15 protein-coding genes are annotated in these 13,774 nt (G+C 63.3%); 7 read left to right on the forward strand and 8 right to left on the reverse strand.

Going from position 1 to position 13,774, the window contains the following annotated elements; translation table 11 throughout:
• From AX756_RS15850 to AX756_RS15870, 5 genes are all read right to left on the reverse strand, one after another.
• Positions 1-1,698, reverse strand: a 1,698-nt coding sequence (locus tag AX756_RS15850; RefSeq protein ID WP_197431085.1) for a PriCT-2 domain-containing protein, incomplete at its 3' end; no start/stop codon positions are given.
• Between the two features lie 264 nt (positions 1,699-1,962).
• The gene (locus AX756_RS15855; RefSeq protein ID WP_068313635.1) at positions 1,963-2,244 is read right to left on the reverse strand and encodes a hypothetical protein; all 282 of its coding nucleotides are present in this window, start codon (positions 2,242-2,244) and stop codon (positions 1,963-1,965) included.
• Between the two features lie 82 nt (positions 2,245-2,326).
• A complete protein-coding gene (locus tag AX756_RS15860) occupies positions 2,327-2,683 on the reverse strand; it encodes a hypothetical protein (RefSeq protein WP_068313638.1) in 357 nt (118 codons plus the stop codon).
• A gap of 90 nt (positions 2,684-2,773) precedes the next feature.
• Positions 2,774-3,151, reverse strand: coding sequence for a hypothetical protein (locus AX756_RS15865; RefSeq protein WP_068313641.1), 378 nt, complete (start codon positions 3,149-3,151; stop codon positions 2,774-2,776).
• Positions 3,148-4,173 (reverse strand): tyrosine-type recombinase/integrase, encoded by a 1,026-nt coding sequence (locus tag AX756_RS15870; RefSeq protein WP_082739141.1) that lies wholly within the window; start codon positions 4,171-4,173, stop codon positions 3,148-3,150. Before AX756_RS15870 ends, AX756_RS15865 begins: the two co-directional genes overlap by 4 nt.
• Before the next feature lie 96 nt (positions 4,174-4,269).
• On the opposite strand from AX756_RS15870, the gene dusA reads away from it, so the two are divergent.
• Positions 4,270-5,277: a tRNA dihydrouridine(20/20a) synthase DusA gene (gene dusA / locus AX756_RS15875; protein WP_082739142.1), complete on the forward strand. Its 1,008-nt coding sequence runs from the start codon at positions 4,270-4,272 to the stop codon at positions 5,275-5,277.
• 129 nt (positions 5,278-5,406) lie between these two features.
• On the opposite strand, the gene AX756_RS15880 is transcribed toward dusA, so the two are convergent.
• The 3 genes from AX756_RS15880 to ccmI are packed head-to-tail and all read right to left on the reverse strand — an operon-like array spanning position 5,407 to position 7,635.
• Entirely contained in the window at positions 5,407-5,640 is a 234-nt protein-coding gene (locus tag AX756_RS15880; protein WP_068313650.1) for a DUF1289 domain-containing protein, read from the reverse strand.
• Positions 5,637-6,113: a Holliday junction resolvase RuvX gene (gene ruvX / locus AX756_RS15885; RefSeq protein ID WP_068313653.1), complete on the reverse strand. Its 477-nt coding sequence runs from the start codon at positions 6,111-6,113 to the stop codon at positions 5,637-5,639. The genes AX756_RS15880 and ruvX overlap by 4 nt, the downstream gene beginning before the upstream one ends.
• A gap of 4 nt (positions 6,114-6,117) precedes the next feature.
• Positions 6,118-7,635: a c-type cytochrome biogenesis protein CcmI gene (ccmI, locus tag AX756_RS15890; RefSeq protein ID WP_068313655.1), complete on the reverse strand. Its 1,518-nt coding sequence runs from the start codon at positions 7,633-7,635 to the stop codon at positions 6,118-6,120.
• Positions 7,636-7,860: 225 nt separating this feature from the next.
• Here ccmI and AX756_RS15895 point away from each other — a divergent pair, with 225 nt between their 5' ends.
• The 6 genes from AX756_RS15895 to AX756_RS15920 are packed head-to-tail and all read left to right on the forward strand — an operon-like array spanning position 7,861 to position 13,686.
• Entirely contained in the window at positions 7,861-9,108 is a 1,248-nt protein-coding gene (locus AX756_RS15895; protein ID WP_068313657.1) for a sarcosine oxidase subunit beta family protein, read from the forward strand.
• Positions 9,108-9,398, forward strand: a complete 291-nt coding sequence (locus AX756_RS26095; RefSeq protein ID WP_068313660.1) for a hypothetical protein — start codon at positions 9,108-9,110, stop codon at positions 9,396-9,398. Before AX756_RS15895 ends, AX756_RS26095 begins: the two co-directional genes overlap by 1 nt.
• Positions 9,399-9,455: 57 nt before the next feature.
• Positions 9,456-9,785 (forward strand): TfoX/Sxy family protein, encoded by a 330-nt coding sequence (locus AX756_RS15905; RefSeq protein ID WP_068313662.1) that lies wholly within the window; start codon positions 9,456-9,458, stop codon positions 9,783-9,785.
• A 4-nt stretch (positions 9,786-9,789) separates the two neighbouring features.
• Positions 9,790-10,113: a sarcosine oxidase subunit delta gene (locus tag AX756_RS15910; RefSeq protein WP_068313965.1), complete on the forward strand. Its 324-nt coding sequence runs from the start codon at positions 9,790-9,792 to the stop codon at positions 10,111-10,113.
• The gene (locus AX756_RS15915; protein WP_068313665.1) at positions 10,110-13,118 is read left to right on the forward strand and encodes a sarcosine oxidase subunit alpha family protein; all 3,009 of its coding nucleotides are present in this window, start codon (positions 10,110-10,112) and stop codon (positions 13,116-13,118) included. Before AX756_RS15910 ends, AX756_RS15915 begins: the two co-directional genes overlap by 4 nt.
• Positions 13,111-13,686: a sarcosine oxidase subunit gamma gene (locus AX756_RS15920; RefSeq protein ID WP_068313667.1), complete on the forward strand. Its 576-nt coding sequence runs from the start codon at positions 13,111-13,113 to the stop codon at positions 13,684-13,686. The genes AX756_RS15915 and AX756_RS15920 overlap by 8 nt, the downstream gene beginning before the upstream one ends.
• The last annotated feature ends 88 nt before the right edge of the window (positions 13,687-13,774 follow it).

The following is a 13,774-nucleotide window of genomic DNA, read 5'->3' on the forward strand; positions in this document are numbered from 1 at the left end:
ATGATCACCTGCGAGCGATGCGACGGTCTCTGCCGAAGTGAAGATCTTTGCGAAGAGCTGCACCGTCGATGACATCCCGAATTTCGGAGCCAGCGTTATATCGTTCTGTAGCTGCTTCAGCTCCGATTTTACCGTTTTGAACTCGTCAACCCAGAGCACCAGTGCGCGACGGAAATCTTCCGGTCCCTTGGCAAGCGGTTTGCCTTCGAATGCGGCCTCGACCTCCTTGATCGACATTTCAACAACGGCACCCAGATCCTTCATCAGCGTGAAGATCAATCCTTTGCCGAAGTCGCTACTCGCCCTCATCCAGAGATACGATTTCTTCCGATCGTCGGCGAAGCGGCACGCAACAATCCATTCCAGCAATTTGTCGAACTCGGGGAAGTGTTCGCGAAAGTCGTCGATGACCTTGTCGTCGATCGGGCCGGTCGGGAACTTCTTGTGTGTCAAAATAAACCGGGCCGTCACATCGCCCAGCTCGACCCTGCTCTCGGTCGCAAACGGGTCCACGCGCCATTCCAACCGCTCGCGTTGGTTCAGGTGTAGCAAGTCGCTCTCGATCGTGCCGCGCACGGCCTCCTTGACCGCTTTCAGCAGGATCTTGGCCTCTGCGGCAGGCAAGGCGAATTTGTCGATCGCCCCCTCCAACCCGGCCACATCAAGCGGGTTGCCGTACCTCCGACAGATGTGGGACCAGCCGTCCGACCGACCGAAGACAATCAAACTGCCTTCATTGTTCAGTATGTTCCATTTCGCCTTGTTTCCCGACCAAACGACACCGTTGATCATGGCGTCAATACGGCGGGCGTCGATGGGCGGTGTGTCGGGCACAAGGCCCGCAATCCTGACGTCCAGGAACTCGGCCATCTCGCGAGCGCGATCGGAAGGCTGCGTCAGCAGTTTGTCATCAGTGAGCGGCACAGCACCTGGCGGCAGTTGATCCCCCGAGGGAGGTGGAGGCATCATGGCGACCAGCTGACGCTGCCGGTTGCTGCGGAGCTTCTCATCGATCGCCGGTGGCAGCGTGCCTCCGTTGCCCTGCTTGCAGAGTTCGACCAGCGTTCCGAAACCCAGCTCGCCGGTTGGCCGATCGAACCCGCGATCCCATTTCTGTTCCGGCGGGACATCCGTCGCCTTCTCCGGGAACTGTTTCGCCCACCAGATGAACAACTCACGAGCATCGTCCCCGGCGATCGTCTTCAATGCCAGACCGAGACGGACATAATCATCATATCTGATCCGCCCGTCATTCGGCGTGCTGCGGACGACTTCCCATACGAGCTCCTGCGGCACCTCTCCCCAATCCGTGCTCGTCTGGCCCTCGCTCTGGCGCTGACTGCCCTTACGGGCGAGCAGGGCGTCCACGAGCGGCCGTGCCGTGGTCACCTCGACGCTGGTGTCGCCCGTGAGCTGCAGCACGGCCCCGCGGCCCCCGTTTTCGAAGAGGCCGACACCGTTGCGCTCTCCGCTGCTCTCGACGGGCCGATCGGGATCCCGCGCCATGACGAGGCGCAGCCCCGTGCCGCTGACCGAGTATTCCCAGTAGCAGCCCTCGTGCCGAAGGATCTCCGAGGCCCAGTCGCTCGCGATTCCCGTTTCCGGATCGACGCAGCCGTCCAGGTCGCCGATAACGATCGCGCTTCCGGGCCGGGCCAAGTATCCCGTGACATAAAACGTATCGGGCGCGGGCTGCATGCCCGATATGGCGTTCAGAGCATCCTGCCAGGTCATGCCGGCGCAGACCTCGACGGAGGCGACCGTACCGTCGGTCATCACGGGCCGTTTGGACCGTTTTCCTGTTTCCGGATCGATCGGGCCGACCTCGAAGATCAGCCAGTTCCGTTCCAACTTGGCATGCTGGATGGGCTTGCAGTTTTCGGGCAGATTGGTATTATATGTCACAGGTACAGACCTTTCTTAGCGCCGTCTCCCGTCTGCTCTCGGGGGCGGCGTTTCTTTTTAGTTGAACGATGCTTCTCGCAGAACTTTCGCGATCCACCTGATGTGATCCTGCGCCCGGCGATACTCCTCCGGGTGATCTCGGAGCAGATCGACCATCGCCTGGATACTCGCGTTGCGGAGCCGTTCGGCGATTTCCCTTTTCGCCTGTTTTTCGCTGATCCACTGGAGACGCTGGAGCGCCGCGATACCGCTTAGGACGGACAGCATCACATCGTGGTTGAGCGTGCCGCTGCCCGCCGACACGGCATTGAGGTTCGCGGTAGCGGTCTTTCTGGACATAGGGATCTCCTTTGTTGTCCGTGGACGCAGGTATCCAGTCACCCGGAATGGGAGTTGCTGCAGTCCTGCGATCTTGGGGTGGTTAGGTGGTGGGCTGGCCTAACAGGTCAGCATTCGAAGCCTTGCGCCGCTTGTAGGCAGCATTCTCGATGCGCTCACCCGTGATCAGGGCGGCGATGTCATCGGTGCGGTAACAGATCAGCGATCCCCATTTGAAATAGGGCGGCATTTGTCCGCGCGCACGATAGGCTTGAATTGTGGAAAGGCTGTCGCCGCGAAATTCTGCCAGCTCGTCCTCGGTGACGAGCCCGTGATCCAGCAGCATCTGGCGAACGGTGTCGGAGTAGCGAGGGCGGGGAATCGCAAGGATCAGCTTGGTAATCTGAGCCTGCAAATCAGGCGGCAGCGTAAGCTGCCTGGGCACTTGGTCGTCGGTCATATGGCAACCTCCATTCGTTGAAGTTGCCCTCCATTAATACCGTTTTTTCGAGCTTGTCACCTGAGCGAGTAACTCCGCGCAGGTGATTTCTCAAACCGAGCTGAGACGCCTTCTGACCGATGAGGAGTTGACGTTCACGCCGAGTGTCTGCTCCATGTGGTCGACCGCGTGCCGGGCTGCGGCCGACTTTGACATCTGCGGATCGTCCTCCATCAGGCTCTGCGCATACCGGACCGCAACCGCGATATACCTGTCGGCTCCGCCGCCCCGCTTTCGATCCGCCAGGGTCTTCTTGCGGGCGACAGCGGACATCCGCAGGGCGTAGCGGGCCACGTTGAGCTCATCACCTTCCCGACCGTTCGCCACGATGTTCCCCGCGTCCTGCGCGATGAGCTGTTCCTCCCAACTGCTGAAACCGAGCTTGATAGCGTGAGCTTCAAGATGGAAGCGCATAGTCTTGTCGATCATTGCAGACGCTCCAGAGCGGCATGCACATCGCCTGCGTTGAGCTGTGTGTAACGCTTGAGATGCTTCCAGTCCCGGTGGCCGCTGACGACGGCCACGAGCTGGATGGGCAGACCGGCGCGAAATAGTTCTGTAATCGCGAGATGGCGCAAGTCGTGCATATGCAGGTCATCGATCCCGAGCTCCCTGCAGGCGCGGGTAAAGACGGCGCCGACGCTGTCGGCCTTGTATGGGAACAGTCGGCCTTCACGTCGATCGCCGGCCACCTCTCGGGCGATCCGGTAGGCATCCCCCACCAGCGGCACCGTCTGGTCATTGCGTGCCTTGCGTTTCGGGTCTTTCCGCTCGCGGACGATGACGGATTTCTCATTCCATGAAATGTCCTCGATCCTGATGCGGCAGATCTCGCCCAATCTCATGGCGGATGCAGCAGCGAACCGGATGATGGTTGCGGCCGGGATCTTCTGCCGGGGGTTGGATTCGATATGTTCGATGATCCGGCGAAGCTCATCCTCGGTGGGGACACGGGTACGCTCCTGCGACCGCGTCTCGATACGGGCTGCTGTCAGGCCGCGGCGGGCCGCGGCGGCAAGATCTTCGTTCACGTCGATCTGCCGAACACGTCTTGCCCATCTGAGCACGCTGGATGCAGTAGAGAGATCACCGGCGATGGTCGCCCCGGTCACACCCTCATTCATTCGCGAGTCGATGAACTGCTGCATGACCAGGGCCGACAGGTTCCGCACCTTGGTTGCGCCGATCCGACTCTTGAGTCGCTCAAGGTTGACCCGGGTCGTGCGGCGCGTTTCCACCTGCGTCATGTAGGCGTCGATGACGTCGGAGAATGTCATGGATTTCGGGGCGGTGATCGCCCCGGCATTCGCACCGCCCGATATCGCACGCTCGACATCAACACCCCATGCCCGGGCGTCGGTCTTGCGGTCAAAGGTCTTGGCGCGGTACACCCCGTCCTTGCGGACTTGTACTCGGAACTTACCGCTGGGGAGCTTTTGAATGGATGCCATGTGCGCCTCCTGTGCGAACTATCATCAATCTTTTTTCAAGGTTGATGTAATCCGTGTGCAAAGTATGTGCAAGTTTCATGCACATTGTGCAAAATGATGAGTGCTGAAGCATTGAAATATAACGCTAAATTATCTGTCGCGCCGATGCTCGACTGGACGGATCGGCATTGCCGGTATTTTCACCGGCTGATGTCGTCCCGGGCGCTGCTCTATACCGAGATGGTCACCGCGCCGGCGCTGGTCCGGGGCGGGGCGCGGCATCTGCTGGAATACAACACGTCCGAGCATCCCGTCGCGGTGCAACTGGGCGGGTCGGATCCGACCGAACTGGCGCAGGCGGCGCGGATGGCCGAGGACGCGGGATATGACGAGGTGAATCTCAACGTCGGGTGCCCGTCTGACCGGGTTCAGTCCGGTTTCTTCGGGGCGGTGCTGATGGAGCGCCCGGGGCTGGTGGCCGATTGCGTGGCCGAGATGGCGGCAATGGTGCGGGTGCCGGTGACGGTGAAATGCCGGATCGGGGTCGATGAACAGGAGCCGCGCGATGTGCTTCCGGATTTCCTCGAACAGATCCGGGCCGCCGGTGTGCGGCGGGTCACGATCCATGCGCGCAAGGCCTGGCTGCAAGGACTGAGCCCGAAGGAGAACCGGGATATTCCGCCGCTGGATTATCCGCTTGTGCACGAGATGAAACGCGCCTTTCCGGATCTGCATATTTCGATCAATGGCGGCATTGCCTCGCTGGAGGCTGCGCAGGCGCAGCTGGCCGAGGGGCTGGATGGCGTGATGATCGGGCGCGCGGCCTATCATCAGCCGGCGGATATTCTGCTGGAGTCGGATGAACAGGTTTTTGGCGAGGCGGCGCGGGTTTCAAGCGCGGTGGAGGTGGCCGAGCGGATGCGCCCCTATATCGCCCGGCATCTTGAGGCAGGTGGACGGTTGCACCAGGTAACGCGCCATATGCTGGGGCTGTTCGCGGGCAAGCCCGGGGCGCGCGGCTGGCGGCGGACCTTGAGTGAGGGCGCGAGCCGCAGCGGGGCCGGGCTCGAGGTGCTGGATGCGGCGCTGGACTGCGTTACCACCGTTCAGGTGGAAGAGGGCTGAGGGGGCTTCCCTCCCGTCGAGCGCGCATCGCAGATGCGCTCTTCCTGTCGGGCGTGGCCGCGCGCTGCGCGCGCGGCGGTCGGGATCGTCAGTTCGGCAGGAAGACCATTGGCACGGTGAGGGGAGAGGTCAGGATTTCTGGCGTGCAGCCCTGCCGCCACGCCGCTTTTTCAGAAGGCCAGCGCGGGAAGGAAGCTCTTCCATCAATGCGCGCCGGGCCTCGGGGGACAGCCGGCTCCAGCCGGATATCTCGTCGATGCTGCGGTAGCAGCCGGCGCAGATCCTGACCTCGGGGTGGATCACGCAGATCTTGTTGCAGGGCGACTCGATCTCGTCGCGTGTCCAGATATCGTCGTCCTTCATGCTTCGCTCTCCAGGTGCCCGAGCCTGTCCAGCACGCCTTGCAGGATAAACCCGGCGGCGACATGGTCGATCACCTCTGCGCGACGTTTGCGGGACGTATCCGCCTCCAGCAGCGCACGTTCGGCGGCCACGGTAGAAAGCCGCTCGTCCCAAAAGGTGATGGGAAGGTCCGTCAACCGCTCGAGGTTGCGGGCGAAGGCGCGGGTGGACTGACAGCGGGGGCCTTCGCTTCCGTCCATGTTGCGCGGCAGGCCGAGCACGATCCCGCAGGCCTCGCGAGAGGCAATGAGTTTCAGCATTTTCTCGGCATCGACGCCGAATTTCTTGCGCCGGATCGTCTCGACCGGCGTGGCCGTGCTGAGCAGACGGTCGGAAATGGCGACGCCGATGGTCGCCGTTCCAAGGTCCAGCCCGGCGATAGGCCGGCCCCGTTTGAGCGTGGCGGCAAAGTCTTCGATCTCTTCGCAGATCATGGTGCTATTCTTCCAGCCCGATGGCGATAGCGGCTTCGCGCACGATGGCCAGGTGTTCAGGGTCCTCAAAGCGCTCTTGCGCCTCGCCCCAGATCGCGGCGGCCCAGTCGCGTTCGCCCAGCACGCCCAGCGAGGAAATCATGCGCGCCCAGTCCTGCGGCGGGCCACCTTCGGTCGCCAGACGGTCGCCGAGCTGTTCGACCATGCCGCGGATCATTTCCCGGCGATCCTCGGAGGTCATCTCGGCGGCGGCGGCCACGTCTTCGGCGGAGGGGCCGCGTTCCTCCGGGGCGCCATCGGCCACGCCGGCGGAGACCGCCGCTTCGCGGATCGGGACGAGGTCTTCGGAGGCGGAGAAGGTCTGCTGCGCCTCGGCCCAGATCGCGGCGGCCTGATTGCGGTTGCCGAGCACGCCGTGGGCGCGGATCAGCTTGGCCCAGTCGGAGGGGGGGCCACCTTCCTCGGCCATGCGCGCGCCGAGTTGCTCGACCATGGACTGGATCATTTCCTGACGTTCCTGCGGCGACATGTCGGCGGCGGCGGCCATGTCCTCGGCGGTCGGTCCGCCCGAAAGTCCGGCCATGGGTGCTGTCGGCGGCAGCGTGTAGTGGATGCCGGCCAGCGCGGCCACGCCTTCCAGACGGGCACGGATGATCGGGATCCAGGGCGCATCCGCCGGCCCTTGCCGGAGCAGCGGCTCCCAGAAGGCGAACGCCTGGTCCGGGCGGCCGGTCTGCAGCTGCATCAGGCCCACGTAATAGCGCGCAATCGGGTTGTTCGGGTCGAGCGAGAGAGCGCCGTTCAGCGCCCCGTCGGCTTCCTTCGAGACATTGCCGCCCGCCGCCTGGATCAGCATCGAGGCATAGGCGGTATAATCCTGCGTGGTCGCGTCCTTGCCCTTCAGCTCGATCACCTGTTTCTGCGCGGCATGCGCCTCGGGCAGGTTGCCAAGGCGCGCTTCGTTGCGGGCCAGCAAAACCCAGCCCTGAAGCTCCTCGGGGCGCTCCTGCACGGCCTTGCGCAATTGCTCGACCAGCTCCGCGTATTTCGGGTCGATATCCGCGATCTGACCAACCGGGATCTTGGCTTCGTATTCGGCCTGGCTGGGGCGGGCAGCCCGCATGCGCTCGGCATCGGCCACGCGTTTGGAGAGCGGTTGGTCTTCATAACCCGGCGCGCCGAGCCTGTCATAAATCAGGAAGCTTCCGCCGATCACGAAGAGCCCGGCTATCGCGGCGGCGGCGAAGCTTGCACTGCGCGGCGCGGCCTGTGTTTCGGACTGATCGGAACGGTCCGCATCAAGGATGCGCCGCTTGATCTCGGTGCGCAGGCGGCCGGCTTCCTCCTCGGTCACAACACCGCGCGCGAGGTCCTTTTCCACCGCCCGAAGTTGGTCTTTGTAGATCCGGATATCGAGCTTGTCCGCGTCGCTCGATTCCTGCGCGCGTGGCCGCAGAAGCGCCCAACCGATCAGCAGCGCCGAAACCAGCGTCAATACGCTCGAAATTACCCAGAATGTCATGCGCCCTCCCGGCGGGATGTCCTCGTTCCGCAAAAGGTCTATATGGGAATGGGCTCAGGGCAAAGCCCCTGTGGGCCGCCGGGATGCGGCCTCTGTTCACAAGGTCGTTTCCCGGCATCAAGATGCCGCAGGCAGGCTGTTGATCTTTCTGAAACGATCCCAAAAGGATTACCGTGTTCCGGTGTTCGCCGCGAGCACCCGGACCGCCCCAGGATGAGGACCGCCATGCGCCGCTATTCCGCCTTTGCCATCGCCCGAGAGGCTCTTCGCTATCACACCGGCTGGGAGCGCGCGTGGCGTTCGCCGGAGCCCAAGAAGCGCTACAGGGTGATCGTGATCGGTGCCGGTGGGCACGGGCTGGCGACGGCTTATTACCTGGGCAAGAATTACGGCATCCGCGATATCGCGGTACTGGAGAAGGGCTGGCTGGGCGGCGGCAATACGGGGCGCAACACGACGATCATCCGCTCCAACTACCTGCAGGACCCGTCCGCTGCGATCTACGAGAAATCACGCAGCCTTTACGAGACCTTCAGCCAAGACCTGAACTACAACGCCATGTTCTCCCCGCGCGGCGTGATGATGCTCGCTCAGACACATCACGAGATCCGCGGGTATCAGCGCACCGCGCATGCCAATGTGCTGCAAGGTGTACAGACAGAGTTCATCTCGCCGGAACGGGTGAAGGAGATCGTGCCGATCATCAACATCGAAGGCCCGCGCTACCCGGTGCTCGGTGCGCTTTGGCAGCCGCGCGCGGGTTCGGCGCGGCACGATGCCATCGCCTGGGGTTATGCGCGGGCCTGTTCGGCCATGGGCATGGACATCATCCAGAAATGCGAAGTGACCGGCGTGCGCTCCGAAGGTGGCACGGTCACGGGCGTGAGCACCTCCAAGGGCGAGATCGATTGCGACAAGCTTGCCATCGTCGTCGCCGGCCATTCGGGACAGCTCGCTGGTATGGCGGGTTTCCGACTACCCATCGAATCGGTGGCGCTGCAGGCGCTGGTCTCCGAGCCGATCAAGCCCTGCATGGATTGTGTCGTCATGGCCAACACGGTGCATGGCTACATGAGCCAGTCCGACAAGGGCGAGATGGTGATCGGTGGCGGCGCGGACGGCTACAACAACTACACGCAACGCGGCAGCTTCCACCATATCGAGGAGACGGTGCGGGCCCTGGTCGAGACCTTCCCGATGATCTCGCGGCTAAAGATGATGCGGATGTGGGGCGGCATCGTCGACATGACGGGCGACCGCTCACCTATCATCTCGAAAACGCCGCTGGGCAACACTTTCATCAATTGCGGCTGGGGCACCGGCGGATTCAAGTCGATCCCGGGTTCCGGCTGGGCGATGGCGGAGCTGGTGGCCAAGGGCGAGCCGGGACCGCTTGCCGCCGAATTCGGGCTGGACCGTTTCAAGGAAGGGCGTTTCATCGACGAGAGCGTGGCGGCGGGGGTGGCGCATTGATGGGAAAGTACCTCCCAGATGTTGTTTTTTCCTTCTTGTTCGGTGTCAGTGTCGCACTGTTCTTGCAAGGATCATTCGAGCACTTCCAGCGTGTTGGAGCGTTGATTGTGGGATATGCGATTCTATACTTTCATTACAGCCCGTATGCTCAGAAAGACGATGCGTGGAATAGCTTTGGCAGGATCCCGAAGACGTGGGAGCCGGTCATCCTTTTCTGGGGAACAATTCAAGCGGCATACGGGGATGTCCTCGTGAAGAAGTTTTGCGCTTTGGGGATCTTGTCATGCTGATTGTCCTTTACCGCTATTGCGCAGTTTTTCGCGCTCCATTCAAACTGGGGAAGTCAGATGGCCTTCTCTGAAAAACGGGCCGAAATCATGCGCGAGGACCTCGGCTTTCAGCCGGGGCTTTCGGAAAAGCGGATGTTCGGTGGCATCGCCTTCATGCTGAACGGCAACATGGCCTGCGGTGTCATTGGCAATGGTGCCATGTTCCGCGTTGGCAAGGACCGCGAGGCAGCGGCGCTGGAGCTTGGCGCCGAACCGCTTTCGTTTACGGGACAGAAGATGGGCGGGATGGTCGAGTTGGACGAAGGCGCCTTTCTTGACGACGACCTCCGCCGCTCCCTTGTGGAGATGTCCCTTTTCAATGCTGCCAGCCTGCCGCCGAAAGGATGATGACATGCTGATCCTCCAATGCCCCTATTGCGGCATAAAATGTGATGAAACCGAACTTGCCCCCGGCGGAGAGGCGCATCTGAAACGTTATGGCCCCGGCTCCACGGATGAAGAGTTCGAGGCCTATCTCTTCGAGCGCAAGAACCCGCTGGGCGTGCATTTCGAGCGCTGGCGCCATGCCAATGGCTGCGGCAAGTGGTTCCTCGCCGCCCGCTCCACCACCACGCTTGAGGTTTTCGGTACCTACAAGGCGCAGACAACCGAGCCGCCCGCCGAGATCGTTGCCGCGATCAAGGCCAAACTGCCTGACTGGGAGGGCCGTCAATGAGCATGCGTCTGGAACAGGGCGGCCGTCTGATCGACCGCGAGAAGACGCTGGGTTTCGTCTTCGACAGCAACCGGCTTTCGGGCTTTGCCGGCGATACGCTCGCCTCGGCGCTGCTGGGCGCGGGCAAGATGCTGGTCAACCGCTCCTACAAGTATCACCGCCCGCGCGGCATCGTGGCCAGCGGGCCGGAGGAGCCCAACGCGCTGGTGGGTCTGGGGCAGGGCGCGCGGTTCGAGCCGGACCAGCGGGCGACAACGACCGAGCTTTTCGACGGGCTGACGGCGATGCCGCAGAACGCCTGGCCATCGCTCGGCTTCGACGCGATGGCGGTGAATGGGTGGCTGTCGAAATTCATGCCGGCGGGGTTCTATTACAAGACCTTCATCTGGCCGCGCCCCTTCTGGAAACATGTCTACGAGCCGTTCATCCGAGAAGCTGCGGCCTCGGGCCGCCCGCCGCAGGAGCCCGATGCCGACAAATACGAGCATTTCTATGCCTTCGTGGACGTTCTGATCGTCGGTGGTGGCATCGCGGGTCTGCAAGCCGCGCTGACGGCGGGAAAATCCGGCGCGCGTGTGCTGCTCATGGAACAGACGGCCCATTGGGGCGGCCGCGCGCCGGTTGATGGCGCCGAGATCGAGGGCAAGCCCGCCGACAGCTGGATCGCCGAGACGCTGGCTGCGCTGGAGGCAATGGAGAATGTCACCCTGCGGACCCGTACCATGGGCGCGGGTGTCTTCGATCATGGCTATGCACTGGGATATGAGCGCGTGGCCGATCACACGCCCGGCGACGGCCGTGTCCGCCACCGGCTCTGGCGCATCCGCGCCAAGCAGATTCTCACCGCTACTGGCGCTATCGAGCGCCCGCTCAGCTTCGCCGGAAACGACGTTCCGGGGGTGATGCTCGCCTCGGCGGTGCGCGATTACGTGGTCAATTACGGCGTCGCGCCGGGCAGGAAAGTGGTCGTCGTCACCAATAACGACGATGCCTATCGTACCGCTCTGGCACTCATCGATGCCGGGCTGGAAGTGCCGGTTGTCGTCGATGCCCGCGAGCGCAGTGACGGCCCGCTCGCCCGCGAGGCGATGCGCCGGGGCGTCGCGGTGGAATGCGGCGCGGCGATCATGAAGGTGAAGGGCAAGAAGCGGGTGGAAGGCGTCATGCTTTGCCGGGGCAATGGCACGGGCGGCGCGGGCGCGACGGTCGAATGCGATGCCGTGGCCATGTCCGGCGGCTGGTCGCCGGTGGTGCACCTCTGGTCCCATTGCGGCGGCAAGCTCCTCTGGTCGGAAGAGAACGCGCATTTCTACCCCAATTTCTCCCGTGCGCCGACGGGCGCGCAAGGCGAAGCCTTTGTCCGCACGGCGGGCATTGCGTCCGGCGCGATGGGTACCGGCTCCGTGCTGAAGGATGCGGCCGCCGCGGCGGCGGATGCCTGTGGCGCGGCGGGTTTCGCTATTCAGGCCGAGGCGGCGCAGGCCGTGGATGCAGAGGAGCGGCCGATGAAGCCGGTCTGGGTCATGCCGGAACAGGCGCTGCCGGAACTCAGGTCCAAGATGTTCCTCGATTTCCAGAACGACGTGAAGGTGGCCGATATCCAGCTTGCCGCGCAGGAAGGCTATGAGAGCGTCGAGCTGACCAAGCGCTACACCACGCTCGGCATGGCGAACGATCAGGGCAAGCTTTCCAATATCAACGGCCTGGCGATCCTTGCCAATAGCCTTGGCGCGAAGATCCCGCAAGTCGGCACCACGACCTTTCGCCCGCCCTACCAGCCGATCTCCTTCGGCTCCATCGCGGGCGAGGCGCGCGGGGCAACCTTCCAGCCGCTGCGGCGCACGCCGATGCATGACTGGCACGAACGCAACGGCGCCTATTGGGAGCCGGTCGGCCATTGGCGGCGGCCCTATTGCTATCCGAAACCGGGCGAGGACCATGATGCGGCGGTGGCACGCGAAGTGCTGGCCACGCGCAATTCGCTGGGGCTGCTGGACGCCTCGACGCTGGGCAAACTCGTTGTGAAGGGGCCGGACGCGGGCCGCTTCCTCGACATGCTCTACACCAACAAGATGTCGACGCTGAAACCGGGCAAGTGCCGCTACGGGCTGATGTGCAACGAAAACGGCTTCCTCTCCGATGACGGTGTCGTGGCGCGGATCGACGAGGATACCTTCCTCTGCCACACCACCTCGGGCGGTGCGGATCGCATCCATGGCTGGATGGAAGACTGGCTGCAGACGGAATGGTGGGACTGGAAGGTATATGTCGCCAACGTGACCGAGCAATGGGGACAGATCGCCGTGGTCGGCCCAAATGCCCGCAAGCTTTTGGAGAAGCTCGGCGGCATGGACGTGTCGAAAGAGGCGCTGCCTTTCATGGGTTGGGCCGAGGGCGAATTGGACGGGATCAAGGCGCGCATCTTCCGCATCTCCTTTTCGGGCGAACTCAGCTACGAGATTGCCGTTCCGGCGGGCGAGGCGATGACGCTCTGGGGCAAGCTGCTTGCTGCCGGTCGGGAATGGTCCATCACGCCCTATGGCACCGAAGCGCTGCATATCATGCGGGCCGAGAAGGGCTTCATCATGATCGGCGACGAGACGGACGGGACGGTGATCCCGCAGGATCTCGGGCTCGGCTGGGCGATCTCCAAGAAGAAGGACGATTACCTCGGCAAGAGGGCGCAGGAACGCTCCCACATGGTCAGCCCGGATCGCTGGAAGCTCGTCGGACTGGAGACGCTGGACGGCTCCGTGCTGCCAGATGGCGCCTATGCGGTGGGCGAGGGCGTCAATGGCAACGGCCAGCGCAACACGATTGGCCGGGTGACCTCCACTTACCGCTCGCCGACTTTGGGCAAGGGGATCGCCATGGGACTTGTCCATCACGGGCCGGACCGCATGGGCGAGGTGATCAAGTTCGTGGCCACCGATGAGAGCGTGATCGAGGCGAAGATCGTGAGCCCGGTCTTCTATGATCCGGACGGGGAGAAGCAGGATGTCTGATGCCGTAACCGCCCTGAACGGGGCCAGTTCAGTTGGGCCGGTGGCCCAGGTCGAGGAACGCGGGCTGCAGGGCATGGTGACCCTGCGCGCGGACCTGTCCGACCCGGCGCTTGCCGGTGCGGTGGAGGCTGCGACGGGCTGCGCGCTGCCCGAATCTCGGCAGATCCTCACCAACGGAGATCGGGCGGTGGCCTGGATGTCGCCGGATGAGCTGCTGCTGCTGGTGCCCTATGCGGACACCGCCGCGGTTGTCGCCGCGTTGGAGGCGGCGCTTTCGGGCGTGCACCATCTTGCCGTCGATGTGTCGGATGCGCGGGCGAGCTTTTCCATCAGCGGGCCCGGTGCGCGCGAGGTTCTCGCCCGGCTTTGCCCGGCGGACCTCTCTCCCGCCGGTTTCGGTCCCGGCGAAATCCGTCGCACCTGGCTGGCACAGGTGCCGGCGGCGTTCTGGACGGACGAGGCGGGGCGCTTCACCCTGGTCTGTTTCCGCTCCGTTGCCCGCTACGCTTTCGACGCCCTCGCGGGGGCGGCGCGTGGCGACAAGGTGGGTTTCTTCTCCCAAGGGTGAACGCAGGGCCGGAGACAGTCCGGCCCAATTGGGCGCGTTCCCGCAACAATCCCACAAGCTGTCACAGAATGACCGTATTTCCGGGGGA

The organism is Aliiruegeria sabulilitoris (genome assembly GCF_001558155.1).
In the GTDB taxonomy this organism is placed as follows: domain Bacteria; phylum Pseudomonadota; class Alphaproteobacteria; order Rhodobacterales; family Rhodobacteraceae; genus Tropicimonas; species Tropicimonas sabulilitoris.

Bases quoted from the DNA above. Each gene is read 5' to 3' on its own strand.
- AX756_RS15920 (WP_068313667.1), top strand. From the start codon at position 13,111: ATGTCTGATGCCGTAACCGCCCTGAACGGGGCCAGTTCAGTTGGGCCG.
- AX756_RS15865 (WP_068313641.1), bottom strand. From the start codon at position 3,151: ATGATCGACAAGACTATGCGCTTCCATCTTGAAGCTCACGCTATCAAG.
- AX756_RS15860 (WP_068313638.1), bottom strand. From the start codon at position 2,683: ATGACCGACGACCAAGTGCCCAGGCAGCTTACGCTGCCGCCTGATTTG.
- AX756_RS15880 (WP_068313650.1), bottom strand. From the start codon at position 5,640: ATGAAGGACGACGATATCTGGACACGCGACGAGATCGAGTCGCCCTGC.
- AX756_RS15910 (WP_068313965.1), top strand. From the start codon at position 9,790: ATGCTGATCCTCCAATGCCCCTATTGCGGCATAAAATGTGATGAAACC.
- AX756_RS15905 (WP_068313662.1), top strand. From the start codon at position 9,456: ATGGCCTTCTCTGAAAAACGGGCCGAAATCATGCGCGAGGACCTCGGC.
- dusA (WP_082739142.1), top strand. From the start codon at position 4,270: ATGAGTGCTGAAGCATTGAAATATAACGCTAAATTATCTGTCGCGCCG.
- AX756_RS26095 (WP_068313660.1), top strand. From the start codon at position 9,108: ATGGGAAAGTACCTCCCAGATGTTGTTTTTTCCTTCTTGTTCGGTGTC.
- ruvX (WP_068313653.1), bottom strand. From the start codon at position 6,113: ATGATCTGCGAAGAGATCGAAGACTTTGCCGCCACGCTCAAACGGGGC.
- AX756_RS15895 (WP_068313657.1), top strand. From the start codon at position 7,861: ATGCGCCGCTATTCCGCCTTTGCCATCGCCCGAGAGGCTCTTCGCTAT.
- ccmI (WP_068313655.1), bottom strand. From the start codon at position 7,635: ATGACATTCTGGGTAATTTCGAGCGTATTGACGCTGGTTTCGGCGCTG.
- AX756_RS15855 (WP_068313635.1), bottom strand. From the start codon at position 2,244: ATGTCCAGAAAGACCGCTACCGCGAACCTCAATGCCGTGTCGGCGGGC.
- AX756_RS15870 (WP_082739141.1), bottom strand. From the start codon at position 4,173: ATGGCATCCATTCAAAAGCTCCCCAGCGGTAAGTTCCGAGTACAAGTC.
- AX756_RS15915 (WP_068313665.1), top strand. From the start codon at position 10,110: ATGAGCATGCGTCTGGAACAGGGCGGCCGTCTGATCGACCGCGAGAAG.